Source organism: Pantoea sp. FN0305 (assembly GCF_050113845.1).
In the GTDB taxonomy this organism is placed as follows: domain Bacteria; phylum Pseudomonadota; class Gammaproteobacteria; order Enterobacterales; family Enterobacteriaceae; genus Mixta; species Mixta alhagi.
This window is the reverse complement of the sequence record NZ_JBNJSN010000009.1, coordinates 40,031-55,681: the sequence shown is the minus strand read 5'-3', so window position 1 is coordinate 55,681 and position 15,651 is coordinate 40,031. Positions and strand designations below refer to the sequence as shown.

General features: G+C 52.9%; 10 protein-coding genes. 4 read left to right on the top strand and 6 right to left on the bottom strand.

Annotated elements, in window-relative coordinates; translation table 11 throughout:
• Positions 1 to 790 precede the first annotated feature (790 nt).
• Positions 791 to 3,127, bottom strand: a complete 2,337-nt coding sequence (gene arcB, locus ACQE3Y_RS17160; protein ID WP_426974858.1) for an aerobic respiration two-component sensor histidine kinase ArcB — start codon at positions 3,125 to 3,127, stop codon at positions 791 to 793.
• Positions 3,128 to 3,985: 858 nt separating this feature from the next.
• Between arcB and gltB the strand changes: the two genes are divergently transcribed.
• Positions 3,986 to 8,455, top strand: coding sequence for a glutamate synthase large subunit (gltB, locus tag ACQE3Y_RS17155; protein ID WP_426974859.1), 4,470 nt, complete (start codon positions 3,986 to 3,988; stop codon positions 8,453 to 8,455).
• Positions 8,456 to 8,465: 10 nt separating this feature from the next.
• Complete coding sequence (locus ACQE3Y_RS17150) at positions 8,466 to 9,884, top strand: glutamate synthase small subunit (RefSeq protein WP_085068349.1); 1,419 nt, start codon at positions 8,466 to 8,468, stop codon at positions 9,882 to 9,884.
• Positions 9,885 to 9,935: 51 nt separating this feature from the next.
• Here the strand turns inward: ACQE3Y_RS17150 and sspB are convergent, their stop codons facing one another.
• The 5 genes from sspB to zapE all read right to left on the bottom strand — a co-directional run bounded on the left by sspB (position 9,936) and on the right by zapE (position 13,559).
• On the bottom strand, positions 9,936 to 10,424 hold the full coding sequence (sspB, locus tag ACQE3Y_RS17145) for a ClpXP protease specificity-enhancing factor (RefSeq protein ID WP_085068351.1): 489 nt from the start codon (positions 10,422 to 10,424) through the stop codon (positions 9,936 to 9,938).
• Between the two features lie 5 nt (positions 10,425 to 10,429).
• On the bottom strand, positions 10,430 to 11,071 hold the full coding sequence (sspA, locus tag ACQE3Y_RS17140; RefSeq protein WP_249893174.1) for a stringent starvation protein SspA: 642 nt from the start codon (positions 11,069 to 11,071) through the stop codon (positions 10,430 to 10,432).
• Positions 11,072 to 11,369: 298 nt separating this feature from the next.
• Positions 11,370 to 11,762 (bottom strand): 30S ribosomal protein S9, encoded by a 393-nt coding sequence (gene rpsI / locus ACQE3Y_RS17135; protein ID WP_085068355.1) that lies wholly within the window; start codon positions 11,760 to 11,762, stop codon positions 11,370 to 11,372.
• A 15-nt stretch (positions 11,763 to 11,777) separates the two neighbouring features.
• A complete protein-coding gene (gene rplM, locus ACQE3Y_RS17130; RefSeq protein WP_006121722.1) occupies positions 11,778 to 12,206 on the bottom strand; it encodes a 50S ribosomal protein L13 in 429 nt (142 codons plus the stop codon).
• Between the two features lie 225 nt (positions 12,207 to 12,431).
• On the bottom strand, positions 12,432 to 13,559 hold the full coding sequence (gene zapE, locus ACQE3Y_RS17125) for a cell division protein ZapE (RefSeq protein ID WP_426982148.1): 1,128 nt from the start codon (positions 13,557 to 13,559) through the stop codon (positions 12,432 to 12,434).
• A 174-nt stretch (positions 13,560 to 13,733) separates the two neighbouring features.
• On the opposite strand from zapE, the gene zapG reads away from it, so the two are divergent.
• Positions 13,734 to 14,135 (top strand): Z-ring associated protein ZapG, encoded by a 402-nt coding sequence (zapG, locus tag ACQE3Y_RS17120; protein ID WP_085068359.1) that lies wholly within the window; start codon positions 13,734 to 13,736, stop codon positions 14,133 to 14,135.
• A gap of 108 nt (positions 14,136 to 14,243) precedes the next feature.
• On the top strand, positions 14,244 to 15,614 hold the full coding sequence (degQ, locus tag ACQE3Y_RS17115; RefSeq protein WP_426974861.1) for a serine endoprotease DegQ: 1,371 nt from the start codon (positions 14,244 to 14,246) through the stop codon (positions 15,612 to 15,614).
• Positions 15,615 to 15,651 lie beyond the last annotated feature (37 nt).

The following is a 15,651-nucleotide window of genomic DNA, read 5'->3' as shown; positions in this document are numbered from 1 at the left end:
GCGCTTCTTGACTGAATTTTCTGAATCACAACTTTAGAATTTGTAAAATTCTTCCTACATCAATGGTTTCCATGCCAGCGGAATCGGTTCCAAAGTTTAGTCTATTTGTTGTTTAACGCGATTTTACCCAAACATACCGCCGAACACCCATAAGAAAAAACATTTAAACTATTTATAAATAGGACGATAACTCAACACTTAAAAGATGGAAATGGCAAAATTAATTGAAGTAATCTTCCCTTTCATCCTCTTGCCGGTAGCTGATTTTCATTTTATAAATGCTTTTTATCGCCGGTTGTATGCGTTTCCACCACCAGTAAACAACCAGGCCGTCTAAAGGGTTAGACGCTCCTTTTATTCAGCCGGTTTTGGCATGAATTATCACTCAGTAAAATTTAGTAATATTAAGAGTTTAATTACAAATTTTATGTTGATCCGGTACGAAGAAGTGTTAAAAAATAAGAGCCCAGCCAGAGCTTCTTAAAGCGAAAAGATTTTTGTAATGAAAACCTTTACAAAAGCTTAAACTGACGCCAATATAGGGCCTCAGTTAATTCCTTGCTTGACTGTGTCAGTAAATTAATGTTTTCTGTATATGAACGCTGGCGCACATCACATATTTTAATGAATCATTTAACAGATACGTTGAGATTTGCTAAGGTGTGTCAAAGCGTTAACCAATACCATGCTTGTGCCGCTTGTGAACTCTTCAAAGAAATGGCGTGAGCAACCTTTTCCCTGGTGTTGGCGCAGTATTCGCGCACCCCGGCACAAGCCGGGGTCATTTTTTTCAGCGTCCTGCTTCCTGTTGTTCAATCCATTCCCGCAATACGGCCACATCATGCCGCCATTCTTGTTTGAGTTCGTCAATCCACTCCTGGACGTTATCCCACCATGCTGGCAGCTCCGGACTCTGAATCTGCTTCGCTAGCTGCTGTAGGTGCTGTAAGCCAACCGAGCCCGCAGCGCCTTTGATTTTATGCCCTTCCTCAGCAATTCCCTTTTGATCGCGCGCCATCATGTTGGAATCCAGCACCGCCAGATAGCCAGGCAACAGCTGCTCAAACATATCAAGGCTGCGGGTAATAAGTGACGGGCCGACCAGCTCGGCATATTGCTCCAGCATTGGCAGGTCCAGTAACGCCAGTTTCTTCTCATCCAGTTGAGCGTGCGGCTCGATCGGAGCGATCTCCTGATAGTCCCAAAACTTTTTGATCATTGCCGTTAATGCCGGCACCGCCAGCGGTTTACTGAGTACGTCATCCATGCCCGCATCCAGATACTCTTTTTTATCTTTCAGGACATTGGCCGTCAGCGCGATCAGCGGCGGCAGGCTCTGCCCGCTAAAGCGCTGATGAATGGCGCGCGCCACATCCAAACCCGTCATATCCGGCAGCTGAATATCCAGTAGCACCAGATCAAATTCATCGGGATCAAACATATCCAGCGCCGCCTGTCCGGTCATGGCGACCTCAACGCTATTCCCCAGCTTCTCCAGTACAGAACGCGCAACGACAACATTTAACTCAATATCCTCAACCAGCAGCACGTGTAGCGCAGGCAGCGGCATCTCGTCGGCCAGCATCTCATCCTCTACCTCTTCAGCGATTTGCGGCGCGTTCAGCGTCACCGTAAAGCACGCCCCTTCACCTGGCTGGCTGCGCACGGTGATATCCCCGCCCATGGCCTGCGCTAAACGTCGGGATACCGCAAGGCCGATACCGGTGCCGGTAGCGGGTTTGCCGCCGTGCTGGTCTTTAACCTGATAATACATCGCAAAGATTTTATCCTGCTCATCAAGCGGGATCCCCATCCCGGAATCCTCCACTTCAAAGCGTAGTTTCTCTGCCTCATAGGCAACCCGCACGATAATTTCACCCTGTTGAGTGAACTTCACCGCGTTACCAATCAGGTTCCACAGGATCTGACGCAGGCGCGTGCCGTCGGCGACGATTTTATGAGGCAGCGGCAGCTGAGGTTGCAGGACAAACTTCAATCCTTTCGGTTGGGCCAGCAGGCCGGATAAATTCTCTAAGTCTGCGAGGAAGCCGGTAAAATCGAGCGGCTGATTATCCAGCTGTACCTTACGACGCTCGATCTTATCCATCTCGATCACATCATTAAAAATATTGCCCAGCGTTATCGCAGAAACATGAATGGTTTTGAGATATTTAAGTTGTTCCTGATTCAGCTCGGTATCCAGCAAAATACGGCTGAGGCCAACAATGCCGTTAAGCGGCGTACGCAGCTCGTGGCTGATGGTTGAGATAAAGGTGGTCTTCTCACGGCTGGCGTTCTCCAGCGCGTCCTGATAGCGCTTACGCTCGGTAATATCGCGGCCAAAACCCATCAGGCCGCTGCGTTTGCCTACGCGGTCATAATAAGGCACTTTACGGATCTCAAAGCAGGCTTTGCGTCCGTCAGGATATTGCAGCCACTGCTCATAGGTTAGCGAAACATTATGCCGGAAAACTTTTTCATCCGTTTCCAGCACTTTTGTCGCGGCTTCTTCATCGTAAACCTCTTTTGGCGTCAGGCCGATCAACTGTTTTTCACTTTTTCCTGTTAACAGCTCCATTGCCCGGTTACAGCCGGAAAATTGCTGATCAATATTGCGGTAGAAAACCAGATCCGGTGAGGCATCCAGAAAGGATCGCAGGAAAGAGGATTGTTGCTCCAGTTCGATTTGCGCCTGCTCGCGACGCGCCATCTCCTCTTTTAACTTATCCACTACCAGCAAACGTGCCTCTTCCGCTTTAATACGGTCAGCAATCTCCTGATTGAGCTGGCTAATGGTTTCCTTCATCTGCTGATTAAGCTCCAGATCGCGGTGGCGCATCTCTTCCAGCTTATCTACCAGACGCGAAAGCCGCTGTCGCGACTCCTCCAGTTGCTCAACAACAACCGACAAAAAATAGACGGCCCACGGCGTAATGAGCAGCCCAAAGAACACGGAGCGCACCATATCAATACTTTCAACATGGCCGCGCAGCAGCATGGTAACCGCCATTTGCACTACCATCGCCAGTACCACCAGCGCCGAGGCTAACAGCAGGGAAAAGCGAATCAGCCCCAGCTTTACCATTAAATCGACATAATATTGCGCCAACAGACGAATTTGTTTCATATCAGCTTCCTTTGGGGTCTCTTCTTCCATCATACCCCACTTTAATGTCAGCGGGACGTGACAAGCTCAAACACGTCTTCAACAGAGAAATAGCCGAAGCTGCACTATTAAAGTGCGAATAAACCCGTTTTAGCCAGTAAAGAAGGTTAGCGGGTCAAAAGCATTGACTATTTTATTAACTCGCATACATTGAAGGGCCCTGTTAATAACAGGTTTATTTCCCGACATCTGATGCTTTTCAAGGCAATGCCTGCGCAATGTCTTTGTCCCTCCATTACCTCAACGAATAATCATTCAAATTAAGCAGCGTTTTAGTCACTCTTCGCTTGATTAATTTTCCTTATAACTCTGCCGTGGTTTATACAAAAAAGACGCCATAAGAAAAACAGATGCATCCTGCAGTTCATAGAGATTTAACAGCATATAATGCTGCAATACGCGTCAGCACTAGCATGGTGCAGAGATTTGGCCGCTGCACTATAGTGAGACAGCTCACACTATGCGGGTATGCTTACCGTTATCGCCTGCCACCAAAACCACTTAAAAAATCATATTTAACAATGAGTTAATTCAAAGAACCGTAAAAAAGCATAAGTAAGAACGCTATTTGACCTCTTTGCGCTTTCCCGATAAGTTGGAAATCCGCTGGAAGCTTTTCGGATGAGTGTTCCACTCATCATATTTATGCAGTAATTGAGATTCCCTCTGAAACAAGTCCGCAATACTTGTGACACCGATGCCTGAGGCCATGAATGGGAGCACGCGACCGGTAGCGTATGATGCGCAATCCTGCCGCCAGCCCTTTCTACGCCCGCCGTCGGCGCCGGGAATCCGCAGAGCCTGGGGAGGTTCACTGAAATGTTGTACGATAAATCCCTTGAAAAGGATAACTGTGGTTTCGGCCTGATCGCTCATATTGAAGGCGAACCCAGCCATAAAGTAGTGCGCACCGCGATTCATGCCCTGGCTCGCATGCAGCACCGCGGCGCAATTCTTGCTGATGGCAAAACCGGTGACGGCTGTGGCCTGCTATTACAAAAGCCCGATCGTTTTTTCCGCATCATTGCGGAAGAACAGAACTGGCGCTTAGCCAAAAATTACGCGGTCGGCATGCTGTTCCTGAGCAAGGACGATGAGCAAGCCCGCGCCAGCCGTCGCATTGTCGAAGAAGAAGTGCTGCGCGAAACCTTATCGATCGTTGGCTGGCGCGAAGTGCCAACCAATCAGGACGTGCTGGGCGAAATCGCCCTCTCCTCTCTGCCGCGCATTGAGCAAATTTTTATTAACGCCCCTGCTGGCTGGCGTCCGCGTGATATGGAGCGCCGCCTGTATATGGCGCGTCGTCGTATTGAAAAGCGTATCGAAGCGCTGGGCGATAAAGAGTTCTATATCTGCAGCTTCTCCAACCAGGTCAATATCTATAAAGGTCTCTGTATGCCGGCGGACCTGCCGCGCTTCTACCTTGACCTGGCGGATCTGCGCATGGAATCGGCCATCTGTCTGTTCCATCAGCGCTTTTCCACGAATACCGTGCCGCGCTGGCCGCTGGCGCAGCCGTTCCGCTATATGGCGCATAACGGTGAAATCAATACCATTGCCGGCAACCGGCAATGGGCACGCGCACGCGCCTATAAATTCCAGACGCCGCTGATCCCCGATTTACAGGATGCCTCACCGTTCGTGAATGAAACCGGCTCTGACTCCAGCTCCATGGATAATATGCTGGAACTGTTCCTGAATGGCGGGATGGATCTGATCCGCGCGATGCGTCTGCTGGTGCCGCCTGCCTGGCAAAATAATCCCAATATGGATCCTGAGCTGCGCGCCTTTTTTGACTTTAACTCCATGCATATGGAACCGTGGGATGGCCCGGCCGGCATTGTAATGTCTGATGGTCGCTATGCAGCCTGTAACCTCGACCGTAACGGTCTGCGACCGGCGCGCTATGTGATCACCAAAGATAAGCTGATCACCTGTGCCTCTGAAGTCGGTATTTGGGATTATCAGCCAGATGAGGTGCTGGAAAAAGGCCGCGTTGGGCCAGGCGAACTGATGGTTATCGATACCCGAGCGGGCCGTATTCTGCACTCCGCCGAAACCGATAACGATCTGAAAAGCCGTCATCCTTACCAGTCATGGATGGAGAAAAACGTTAAGCGCCTGATCCCGTTTGAGGATCTGCCTGACGATCAGGTTGGCCGCCGCGAGCTGGATGACACCACGCTTGCCACTTACCAGAAACAGTTCGCCTACAGCAGTGAAGAGCTGGATCAGATTATTCGCGTGCTGGGTGAAAACGGTCAGGAAGCGGTGGGCTCAATGGGCGATGATACCCCGTTCGCCGTGCTTTCCAGCCGTCCCCGCATTATTTATGACTATTTCCGCCAGCAGTTCGCGCAGGTCACTAACCCGCCGATCGATCCGCTGCGTGAAAATCATGTTATGTCGCTGGCGACCAGCATCGGTCGCGAGATGAATGTCTTCTGCGAAGCGGAAGGCCAGGCACATCGCGTCTCGTTTAAGTCGCCGATCCTGCTCTATTCCGACTTCCGTCAGCTAACGACGATGGAAGGCGAATACTATCGCGCCGATACGCTTGACTGCACTTTTAATCCTGCGGAACAAACGCTGGAAGCGACGATGCATCAGCTTTGCGATCGGGCTGAAAGCATGGTGCGTAACGGTACCGTACTGCTGGTGCTCTCCGATCGGGCTATTGCGGAAGATCGTCTGCCGGTCCCGGCGCCGATGGCGGTGGGGGCGATTCAGGCGCGCCTGGTTGAGAAAAACCTGCGCTGCGACGCCAATATCATTGTCGAAACCGCCAGCGCGCGCGATCCGCATCACTTCGCCGTACTGCTGGGATTCGGCGCGACCGCTATCTATCCTTACCTTGCCTATGAATCACTGGCGAAAATGGCCGATAGCGGCGTGATTGAGAAAGATTACCGTACGCTGATGCTGAACTACCGTAACGGTATCAACAAAGGCCTGTACAAGATCATGTCCAAAATGGGCATCTCAACCATCGCCTCTTACCGCTGCTCTAAGCTGTTTGAAGCGGTTGGCCTGCATAAAGAAGTCTCTTCGCTCTGCTTCCAGGGCGTGGTTAGCCGTATCAATGGCGCCAGCTTCGCAGATTTCCAGCAGGATCTGATTAATCTGGCAAAACGCGCCTGGCTTCAGCGCAAGCCGCTGGAACAGGGCGGTCTGCTGAAATATGTGCATGGCGGGGAGTACCATGCGTATAACCCCGATGTAGTGGCAACGCTGCAAAAAGCGGTGCAGAGTGGGGAATATAGCGATTACCAGCTCTATGCCCGCGAGGTAAACGAGCGTCCGGTCGCTACGCTGCGCGATCTGCTGGCGATCCAGCCAGGCACCCAGCCGGTAAGGCTGGATGAGGTTGAGCCTGCCAGTGAACTCTACAAGCGTTTTGATACCGCTGCGATGTCCATTGGCGCGCTGAGCCCGGAAGCCCATGAATCGCTGGCTGAGGCGATGAACAGCCTGGGCGGCTACTCTAACTCCGGCGAAGGCGGTGAAGATCCGGCGCGTTACGGAACCAATAAAGTGTCGCGCATTAAACAGGTTGCTTCCGGCCGCTTTGGCGTTACGCCCGCTTATCTGGTTAACGCAGATGTTATCCAGATCAAAGTGGCGCAGGGCGCGAAACCTGGCGAAGGTGGACAGCTGCCGGGCGATAAGGTGACGCCTTATATCGCTAAGCTGCGTTATTCCGTACCGGGCGTAACTCTGATTTCACCGCCGCCGCATCATGATATCTACTCGATTGAAGATCTGGCGCAGCTGATTTTCGATCTGAAGCAGGTTAACCCGAAGGCGATGATTTCCGTGAAGCTGGTTTCAGAACCGGGCGTGGGAACGATCGCTACCGGCGTGGCAAAAGCCTATGCCGATTTAATCACTATCGCTGGCTATGATGGCGGTACCGGCGCCAGCCCGCTCAGCTCAGTGAAGTATGCTGGCTGCCCATGGGAGCTGGGGCTGGTGGAAACGCAGCAGGCGCTGGTGGCCAACGGCCTGCGCCATAAGATCCGCCTGCAGGTTGATGGCGGTCTGAAAACCGGGCGAGATATCATCAAAGCGGCGATTCTCGGTGCAGAGAGCTTTGGCTTTGGTACCGGCCCCATGGTGGCGCTCGGCTGTAAATATCTGCGTATTTGCCATCTGAATAACTGTGCGACCGGTGTGGCAACCCAGGATGAAAAGCTGCGTAAAAATCATTACCACGGTCTGCCGTATCGCGTAACCAATTACTTCCAGTTTATCGCACAGGAAACGCGGGAAATTATGGCGGAGCTGGGCGTTAAACGGCTGGTGGATCTGATTGGCCGTACTGACCTGTTAACCGTGCTGGAAGGCTTCACAGCGAAACAGCAGAACCTGGATCTCTCTTCATTGCTGGTAACGGCTACGCCGATGCCGGGTAAAGCGGTGTACTGCACTGAAAGCAGTAACCCGCCGTTTGATAATGGCGACCTTAACAAAGCGCTGTTGCAACAGGCGATGCCTTACGTAGAAGCGAAGCAGAGCAAAACGTTCTGGTTTGACATTCGCAACACCGATCGCTCCGTTGGCGCGACGCTCTCCGGTGCTATCGCCGCGATCCATGGCGATCAGGGACTGGCAGCCGATCCGATCAGAGTGCACTACAGCGGGACAGCAGGACAAAGCTTTGGCGTATGGAACGCCGGCGGCGTTGAGCAGATCCTTACCGGCGACGCCAATGACTACGTGGGCAAAGGGATGGCTGGCGGCACACTGGCTATCCGTCCGCCAGTGGGTTCAGCGTTCCGCAGCCACGAAGCCACCATTGCCGGCAACACCTGCCTGTATGGCGCTACCGGTGGCAAATTGTTTGCGGCAGGCCGCGCAGGTGAACGTTTCGCCGTGCGTAACTCAGGTGCGATTACTGTGGTAGAAGGCATCGGCGATAACGGCTGTGAATATATGACCGGCGGCATTGTTTGCATCCTGGGTAAAACCGGCGTCAACTTTGGCGCAGGGATGACCGGTGGTTTTGCTTACGTACTGGATGAAGATGGCGAATTCCGCAAGCGGGTTAACCCGGAGCTGGTAGAAGTGCTGAAGGTGGACGAGCTGGCGATTCATGAAGAGCATCTGCGTGGTTTAATCACCGAGCATGTTCAGTATACCGGATCGGCGCGCGGCGAAGAGATCCTGGCTAACTGGCCGGAGTGGGCTTCCCGGTTTGCGCTGGTCAAACCAAAATCCAGTGATGTCAAAGCCTTGTTGGGGCATCGCAGTCGTTCCGCAGCTGAGCTGCGGGTGCAGGCGCAGTAAGAGGTAATCAATGAGCCAAAACGTTTATCAGTTTATCGACTTGCAGCGCGTTGATCCGCCGAAAAAACCGCTCAAGATCCGTAAAATTGAGTTTGTAGAAATCTACGAACCTTTTTCGGGAAGTCAGGCGAAAGCCCAGGCGGATCGCTGTTTGTCATGCGGTAACCCCTACTGCGAATGGAAATGTCCGGTACACAACTACATCCCGAACTGGCTTAAGCTGGCCAATGAGGGAAGAATTATCGAAGCGGCTGAGCTATCGCACCAGACAAATAGTCTGCCTGAAGTATGCGGGCGCGTTTGCCCGCAGGATCGCCTGTGCGAAGGCTCCTGTACGCTTAACGATGAGTTTGGTGCTGTCACCATTGGCAACATTGAGCGTTATATCAATGATAAAGCGATGGAGATGGGCTGGCGTCCGGATCTGTCGCACGTTAAGCCCACCGGTAAACGCGTGGCGATCATCGGTGCGGGTCCGGCTGGCCTGGCCTGCGCTGATGTCTTAACCCGCAATGGCGTCAAAGCGGTGGTTTACGATCGGCATCCGGAAATCGGCGGCCTGCTCACCTTTGGTATCCCGGCTTTCAAGCTGGAAAAAGAGGTCATGACGCGTCGCCGTACCATGTTTACTGAGATGGGCATTGAGTTTCAGCTGAATACTGAAGTTGGCCGTGATGTTCAGCTAAGCGATCTGATCAGTGATTTTGATGCGGTGTTCCTTGGCGTTGGCACCTATCAGTCAATGCGTGGCGGACTGGAAAATGAAGATGCGCCGGGCGTGTACGATGCCCTGCCGTTCCTGATCGCCAATACGCGTCAAATCATGGGCTTTGATGAGCTGGCTGAGCAACCCTATATCAATATGCAAGGCAAACGCGTGGTGGTATTGGGCGGCGGCGATACGGCGATGGACTGTGTACGCACCTCTATTCGTCAGGGCGCGACGCACGTAACCTGCGCCTATCGTCGTGATGAAGAGAACATGCCGGGCTCACGCCGGGAAGTTAAAAACGCACGTGAAGAAGGCGTGGAATTCCAGTTCAATCTGCAGCCGTTAGGCGTGGAGATAAACGGTAACGGTCGTGTCTGCGGCGTCAGGGTTGCCCGCACTGAAATGGGCCAGCCCGATGCACAAGGTCGTCGTCGTGCTGAAATCGTTGCCGGTTCTGAGCATATTCTGCCCGCCGACGCGGTCGTCGTTGCCTTTGGCTTCCGTCCGCATAAAATGGAATGGCTGGAGCAGTTTAGCGTCGAGCTTGACGCACAGGGCCGAATCATTGCGCCAGAAGCAGAAGAAAATGCTTTCCAGACCACTAACCCGAAAATTTTTGCCGGCGGTGATGCAGTACGCGGCTCTGATTTAGTGGTTACTGCGATTGCTGAAGGGCGTAAAGCTGCTGAAGGGATTATGAACTATCTGGAAGTCTGACCAGACTGCCCAATAAAAAAAGCCCGCCTGATTTTGGCGGGCTTTTTATTTTTATTTAACGACGCGTAATGCAGGACGGCCACCGCGCGGCGGCGGATCGTCATCAGGATTATCGCCTTCGGGTTCGGCATCATCAGGACGGTCGCCGTCAATCACGGACATGACCGTCTCTTCCTGTCCCTGAGACAGCTCATCCATATCCTGCAGCTCATAAGCGGGCTCTGGCTCAAACATGGTGCCAGCACCATTCTCACGCGCATAGATAGCCAGCACTGCCGCGATAGGCACGCTAACCTGACGAGGAACGCCGCCGAAGCGCGCATTAAAGCGCACCTCATCATTACCCAGCTCCAGATTGCCGACGGCACGCGGCGCGATGTTCAATACAATCTGTCCATCGCGTGCATACTCAAGCGGCACCAACACGCCAGGCAGATTGATATCCACCACTAAATGCGGCGTGAGCTGATTGTCCAACAGCCACTCATAAAAAGCGCGCAGCAGGTAAGGACGGCGAGCGGTAAGCTGAGACATTTCCATAGCCGTTAGCCCCGGGCTTGCAGGCGCATTTCGCGTTCTGCTTCGGTCAGCGAAGCGAGGAAAGAGTCACGCTCAAATACGCGTGTCATGTAGCCTTTAAGTTCTTTCGTTCCGCTGCCCACCAGTTCCACGCCAAGCAACGGCAAACGCCATAACAGCGGAGCCAGATAGCAGTCTACCAGGCTGAACTCTTCACTCAGGAAGAAAGGCGTGCGCGTAAACAACGGCGCAATCGCCAGCAGCTCTTCACGCAGCTGCTTACGTGCCGTTTCCGCCTGCTGAGCGGAGCCGGTTTCAATAGTGCGCATCAGGCTGTACCAGTCTTGCTCAATACGATGCATCATCAGACGGCTTTCACCACGTGCAACCGGATAAACAGGCATCAGTGGCGGATGCGGGAAGCGCTCGTCGAGGTATTCCATAATGATGCGTGATTGATACAGCGTCAGCTCACGATCGACCAGCGTAGGCACGGTACGATACGGGTTGAGGTCAATCAGATCCTGCGGCAGATTATCCATTTCAACCTGCTCGATCTCAACGCTGACACCTTTTTCTGCCAGTACGATACGCACCTGATGGCTGAAAATGTCAGTCGGACCAGAAAACAGCGTCATTACCGAACGTTTGTTGGCAGCGACAGCCATGAAAACCTCCAAGTTTATCCAGAATACAGTGCGAATAGCCAACCGCGCGGCGACTAACCTGCTTGACGAAACCACCCGCAGCGGAGCGACGCCAATCCTTTCCTGTCAGGACGCTCTCCGTTTAACGGGCGCAAAGTGACAGTCAGTTTACCAGATTTTAGGCAGCTTGTGGGGATGGGCAAAAAGAATTGCCGGTAAAAAGGCGGCATTTACCTCTGTTTTACGGCTTTTTACGCATAAAAAAACCCAGCGCAAGGCGCCGGGTTTTTTGTAACTGTTGCTGCCGAAGCAGAAACAATTAACGTTTGGAGAACTGCGGACGACGACGTGCTTTACGCAGGCCGACTTTCTTACGTTCAACTTCACGAGCATCACGAGTAACGAAGCCAGCTTTACGCAGTTCGCCACGCAGGGACTCGTCGTACTCCATCAGAGCGCGGGTGATACCGTGACGGATCGCACCAGCCTGACCAGAGATACCACCACCTTTAACGGTGATGTAGAGATCGAATTTACCAACCAGATCCAGCAGTTCCAGCGGCTGACGAACTACCATGCGGGCAGTTTCACGACCGAAGTACTGTTCCAGAGAACGCTGGTTGATAACGATGTTACCGCTACCCGGCTTGATAAAGACGCGAGCGGAAGAGCTTTTGCGGCGACCAGTGCCGTAGTTTTGATTCTCAGCCATTGCCTGTAATCCCGATTAAATGTCAAGAACTTGCGGTTGCTGTGCCGCATGGTTGTGCTCGTTGCCCGCGTAAACTTTCAGTTTACGGTACATAGCACGACCCAGCGGGCCCTTCGGCAGCATACCTTTAACCGCGATTTCAATTACGCGCTCAGGACGGCGAGCAATCATCTCTTCGAAGGTCGCTTGCTTGATACCACCGATATGACCGGTGTGATGGTAATAGATCTTATCGCTACGCTTGTTACCGGTTACGGCAACTTTTTCTGCGTTCAGAACGATGATGTAATCACCAGTATCAACGTGCGGAGTGTATTCCGCTTTATGCTTGCCACGCAGACGGCGAGCCAGTTCAGTCGCTAAACGACCTAAAGTTTTGCCCGTCGCGTCAACGACATACCAGTCACGTTGGACGGTTTCTGGCTTAGCTGTAAAAGTTTTCATCTAAAAGCTTACCCAAATTAAGTTACACGTTGGTGAAATCCCAAACGCTTGAATAAACGGTTGAGGCTCACACGACCTTATCGACCAGCAAGCCACCCCCTCGGACAGTTTTGCCGGTGCTACAAAGTTTCTGGGAAAAAAAACTTTGCCGTAACGTGGGGTCGCAAGATTATAGAGAAGTCGCTGCCAAAGATCGATCACTTTTCAACAAAAAAAGTGCCGGGCTCAGGTGAGATGCTTTAAGCGCAAATACTCTTCGCTTTGCATCTCCTGCAGACGCGACAGGCAGCGCTGATACTCGAATTTCAGCCGTTCGCCCTGATAAATATCAAACAGCGACGCCTCGGCGGAAACCACCAGCTTTACGTGCCGTTCGTAAAACTCATCCACTAACGCCAGAAAACGCCGCGCACGGTCTTCGCTGCGCGCCTGCATAACCGGGACATCCAGCAGCAGCACGCTATGAAAACGCCGCGAAAGCTCAATGTAATCATGCTGGCTGCGCCCTTCTCCGCACAGCGTGGCGAAGTCGATCGCCAGTACGCCCTTTTCCACACCCTGCGTCGGTAACTGACGGTGATTGATTTCCAGCACCGGCCGCTCTTCGGCCGCCTGCCCTGCCAGCGCGATAAACATGCGGCTCATCGCCTGACGCGTTTCTTCACTTAACGGCGACATCCAGAGATGCGCTGACGTTAACGTACGCAGGCGGTAATCGATGCCTGCATCAACGTTCATGATTTCGCAATGCTGCTTGATCTGCTCAATAGCAGGTAAAAAGCGCGCGCGCTGCAGACCGTTGCGGTAGAGCTCATCAGGCGGGATATTGGAAGTGGCGACCAGGGTAATGCCACGGGCAAAGAGGGCTTCCATCAGGGTGCCCAGCAGCATGGCATCCGTAATATCAGAGACAAAAAACTCATCGAAGCAGAGCACATCCGCCTGGGCTTTAAAGCGGTCCGCCACGATTTCCAGCGGATCGCTTTCACCCTGCAGCGCGGTTAACTCTTCATGCACCCGCAGCATGAAACGATGGAAATGAAGCCGCAGCTTGCGCTCGCCAGGAATAGACTGAAAAAAGAGATCCATCACCCAGGTTTTGCCGCGCCCGACGCCGCCCCACATATAAAGGCCACGCACCGGCGGCGGCTGACTGCTTTTCTCTTTTCCCAGCAGCTTATTGAACTTGGCCAGCCAGCCTGAAGTGGGTTGCTGTTCTGAAAGTTGACGGGCGATAAGCGCCCGCTGAATCGCATCCAGGCGGCTTATCGCCTTATGCTGAACTTCATCAGGTTGATATTCACCTTTATCCAGCGCCTGCTGATAACGCGCCAGCGGAGACATCGTTTGCATTCTTGCTCCTGCTTCCCTAAAAAATGTCAGGCAACTGCCTGTTTGTCGAAAAAAAGTTCGTTCTACACTAAGCGATGCTGCCGCAGGATTCCACTTCCATTAGATTAACGGTTATAGTGGCTACTATTGAAGTGGAACGCCCTACGGAACAACGAGGACAATACGGGAGTCATTATGACCTGGGAATACGGGCTAATTGGTTTAGTCGTTGGCATTATTATCGGCGCTGTCGCCATGCGTTTTGGTAATAAGAAATTGCGCGAGCAGCGCTCGCTGCAGTATGAACTGGAGAAATCCAAAGCGGAGCTGGCGGATTACCGCGAAGAGTTGACCAACCACTTTGCTCATAGCGCAGAGCTGCTGGATAACATGGCGCGTGATTATCGTCAGCTTTATCAGCATATGGCGAAAGGATCTAACGATCTGCTGCCTGACCTGCCGGGTGAGAAAAATCCGTTCTCTTATCAGCTTACCGAAGCGGAAGCGGATAACGATCAGGCACCGGTGCAGATCCCGCGTGATTATTCAGAAAATGCGTCCGGTCTGCTACGTGGTGAGCGCACGCCACGCAATTGATTCACGGGGCGCGCCAGCGCCCTGTCTTCTTTCGCTTTTTCAAGCCAGCTACCTGAGCTGGCAAGTCACTCTGTCAATCCCCTGTTAAGCAGCGAGAGCGTCGTAACGATGAAGAAAAGATCATTATTGTTGAGCGCGGTAGCCTTATCCGTTGGTTTAAATTTCAGCCTGGCACCTTCAGCCATGGCTTCGCTGCCTTCCCAGGTCCAGAATCAGGCCCTGCCCAGTCTGGCGCCCATGCTGGAGAAAGTGTTGCCGGCCGTGGTCAGCGTTCATGTTGAGGGCACGGCAACCGAAAACGCCGCGCAGGATCTGCCTGAGCCGTTAAAACGCTTTTTCGGTCAGGGACAGGGGGATGCGCAACCTCAGCCTTTCGAAGGACTGGGTTCGGGCGTGATTATTGATGCCCAGAAAGGCTATATTTTAACCAATAACCATGTGGTTAACGGCGCTGATAAAATCAGTGTTCAGCTGAGCGATGGCCGTGAATATGACGCTAAGCTGCTGGGCCGCGATGCTCAGACCGACATTGCGCTTATTCAGGTGTTGAATGCGAAAAACCTGACGCAGGTTAAAGTTGCAGATTCAGATCAGTTACGGGTCGGCGACTTCGCTATCGCCATCGGCAACCCCTTTGGCCTCGGTCAGACAGCAACCTCAGGCATTATCTCTGCGCTGGGCCGCAGCGGGCTGAACCTGGAAGGCCTGGAGAACTTTATTCAGACCGATGCTGCAATTAACCGCGGCAACTCCGGCGGCGCGCTGGTAAATCTTAACGGTGAGCTGATCGGCATCAATACTGCTATTCTTGCCTCCAGCGGTGGCAACATTGGCATCGGCTTTGCTATTCCGGGCAATATGGCTATGGAGCTGGCTAAGCAGCTGATTGAGACCGGCGAAGTAAAACGTGGTCAGTTGGGCATTAAAGGCACGGAAATGACCGCTGATATGGCGCGCGCCTTTAATGTGGATGCCCAACGCGGCGCCTTCGTCTCTGAAGTGCTGCCTAAATCCGCGGCGGCGACCGCTGGAATCAAGTCTGGCGACATTATTACTTCTGTGGACGGCAAGTCCATTACCAGCTTTGCTGAACTGCGGGTGAAAATCGGTACCACGCCGCCGGGCAAAGAGGTAAAAATCGGCCTGCTGCGCGAAGGGAAACCGCTTAGCGTCACGGTGAAGCTTGATGCCAGCGCGCGTACTATGACCAGCGACGAACTCATGACGCCTGCGTTACAGGGCGCGGCGCTCAGCGATGGTCAGCTGCCTGACGGTAATAAAGGCGTTAAGGTAGATAGCGTACAAAAGGCGACGCCGGCGGAGCAGATCGGTTTGCAAAAAGATGATGTCATCATTGGCGTTAACCGCACGCGCGTTCAGAACCTGGATGAGATGCGTAAGGCACTGGCCAGCAAGCCGCCTTTCCTGGCACTGAATATCGTACGCGGCGGTGAAAGCCTCTATCTGCTGCTGCGCTAAAAAAGCGCCATATCATGTTGCGGACACAAGCCCGTGT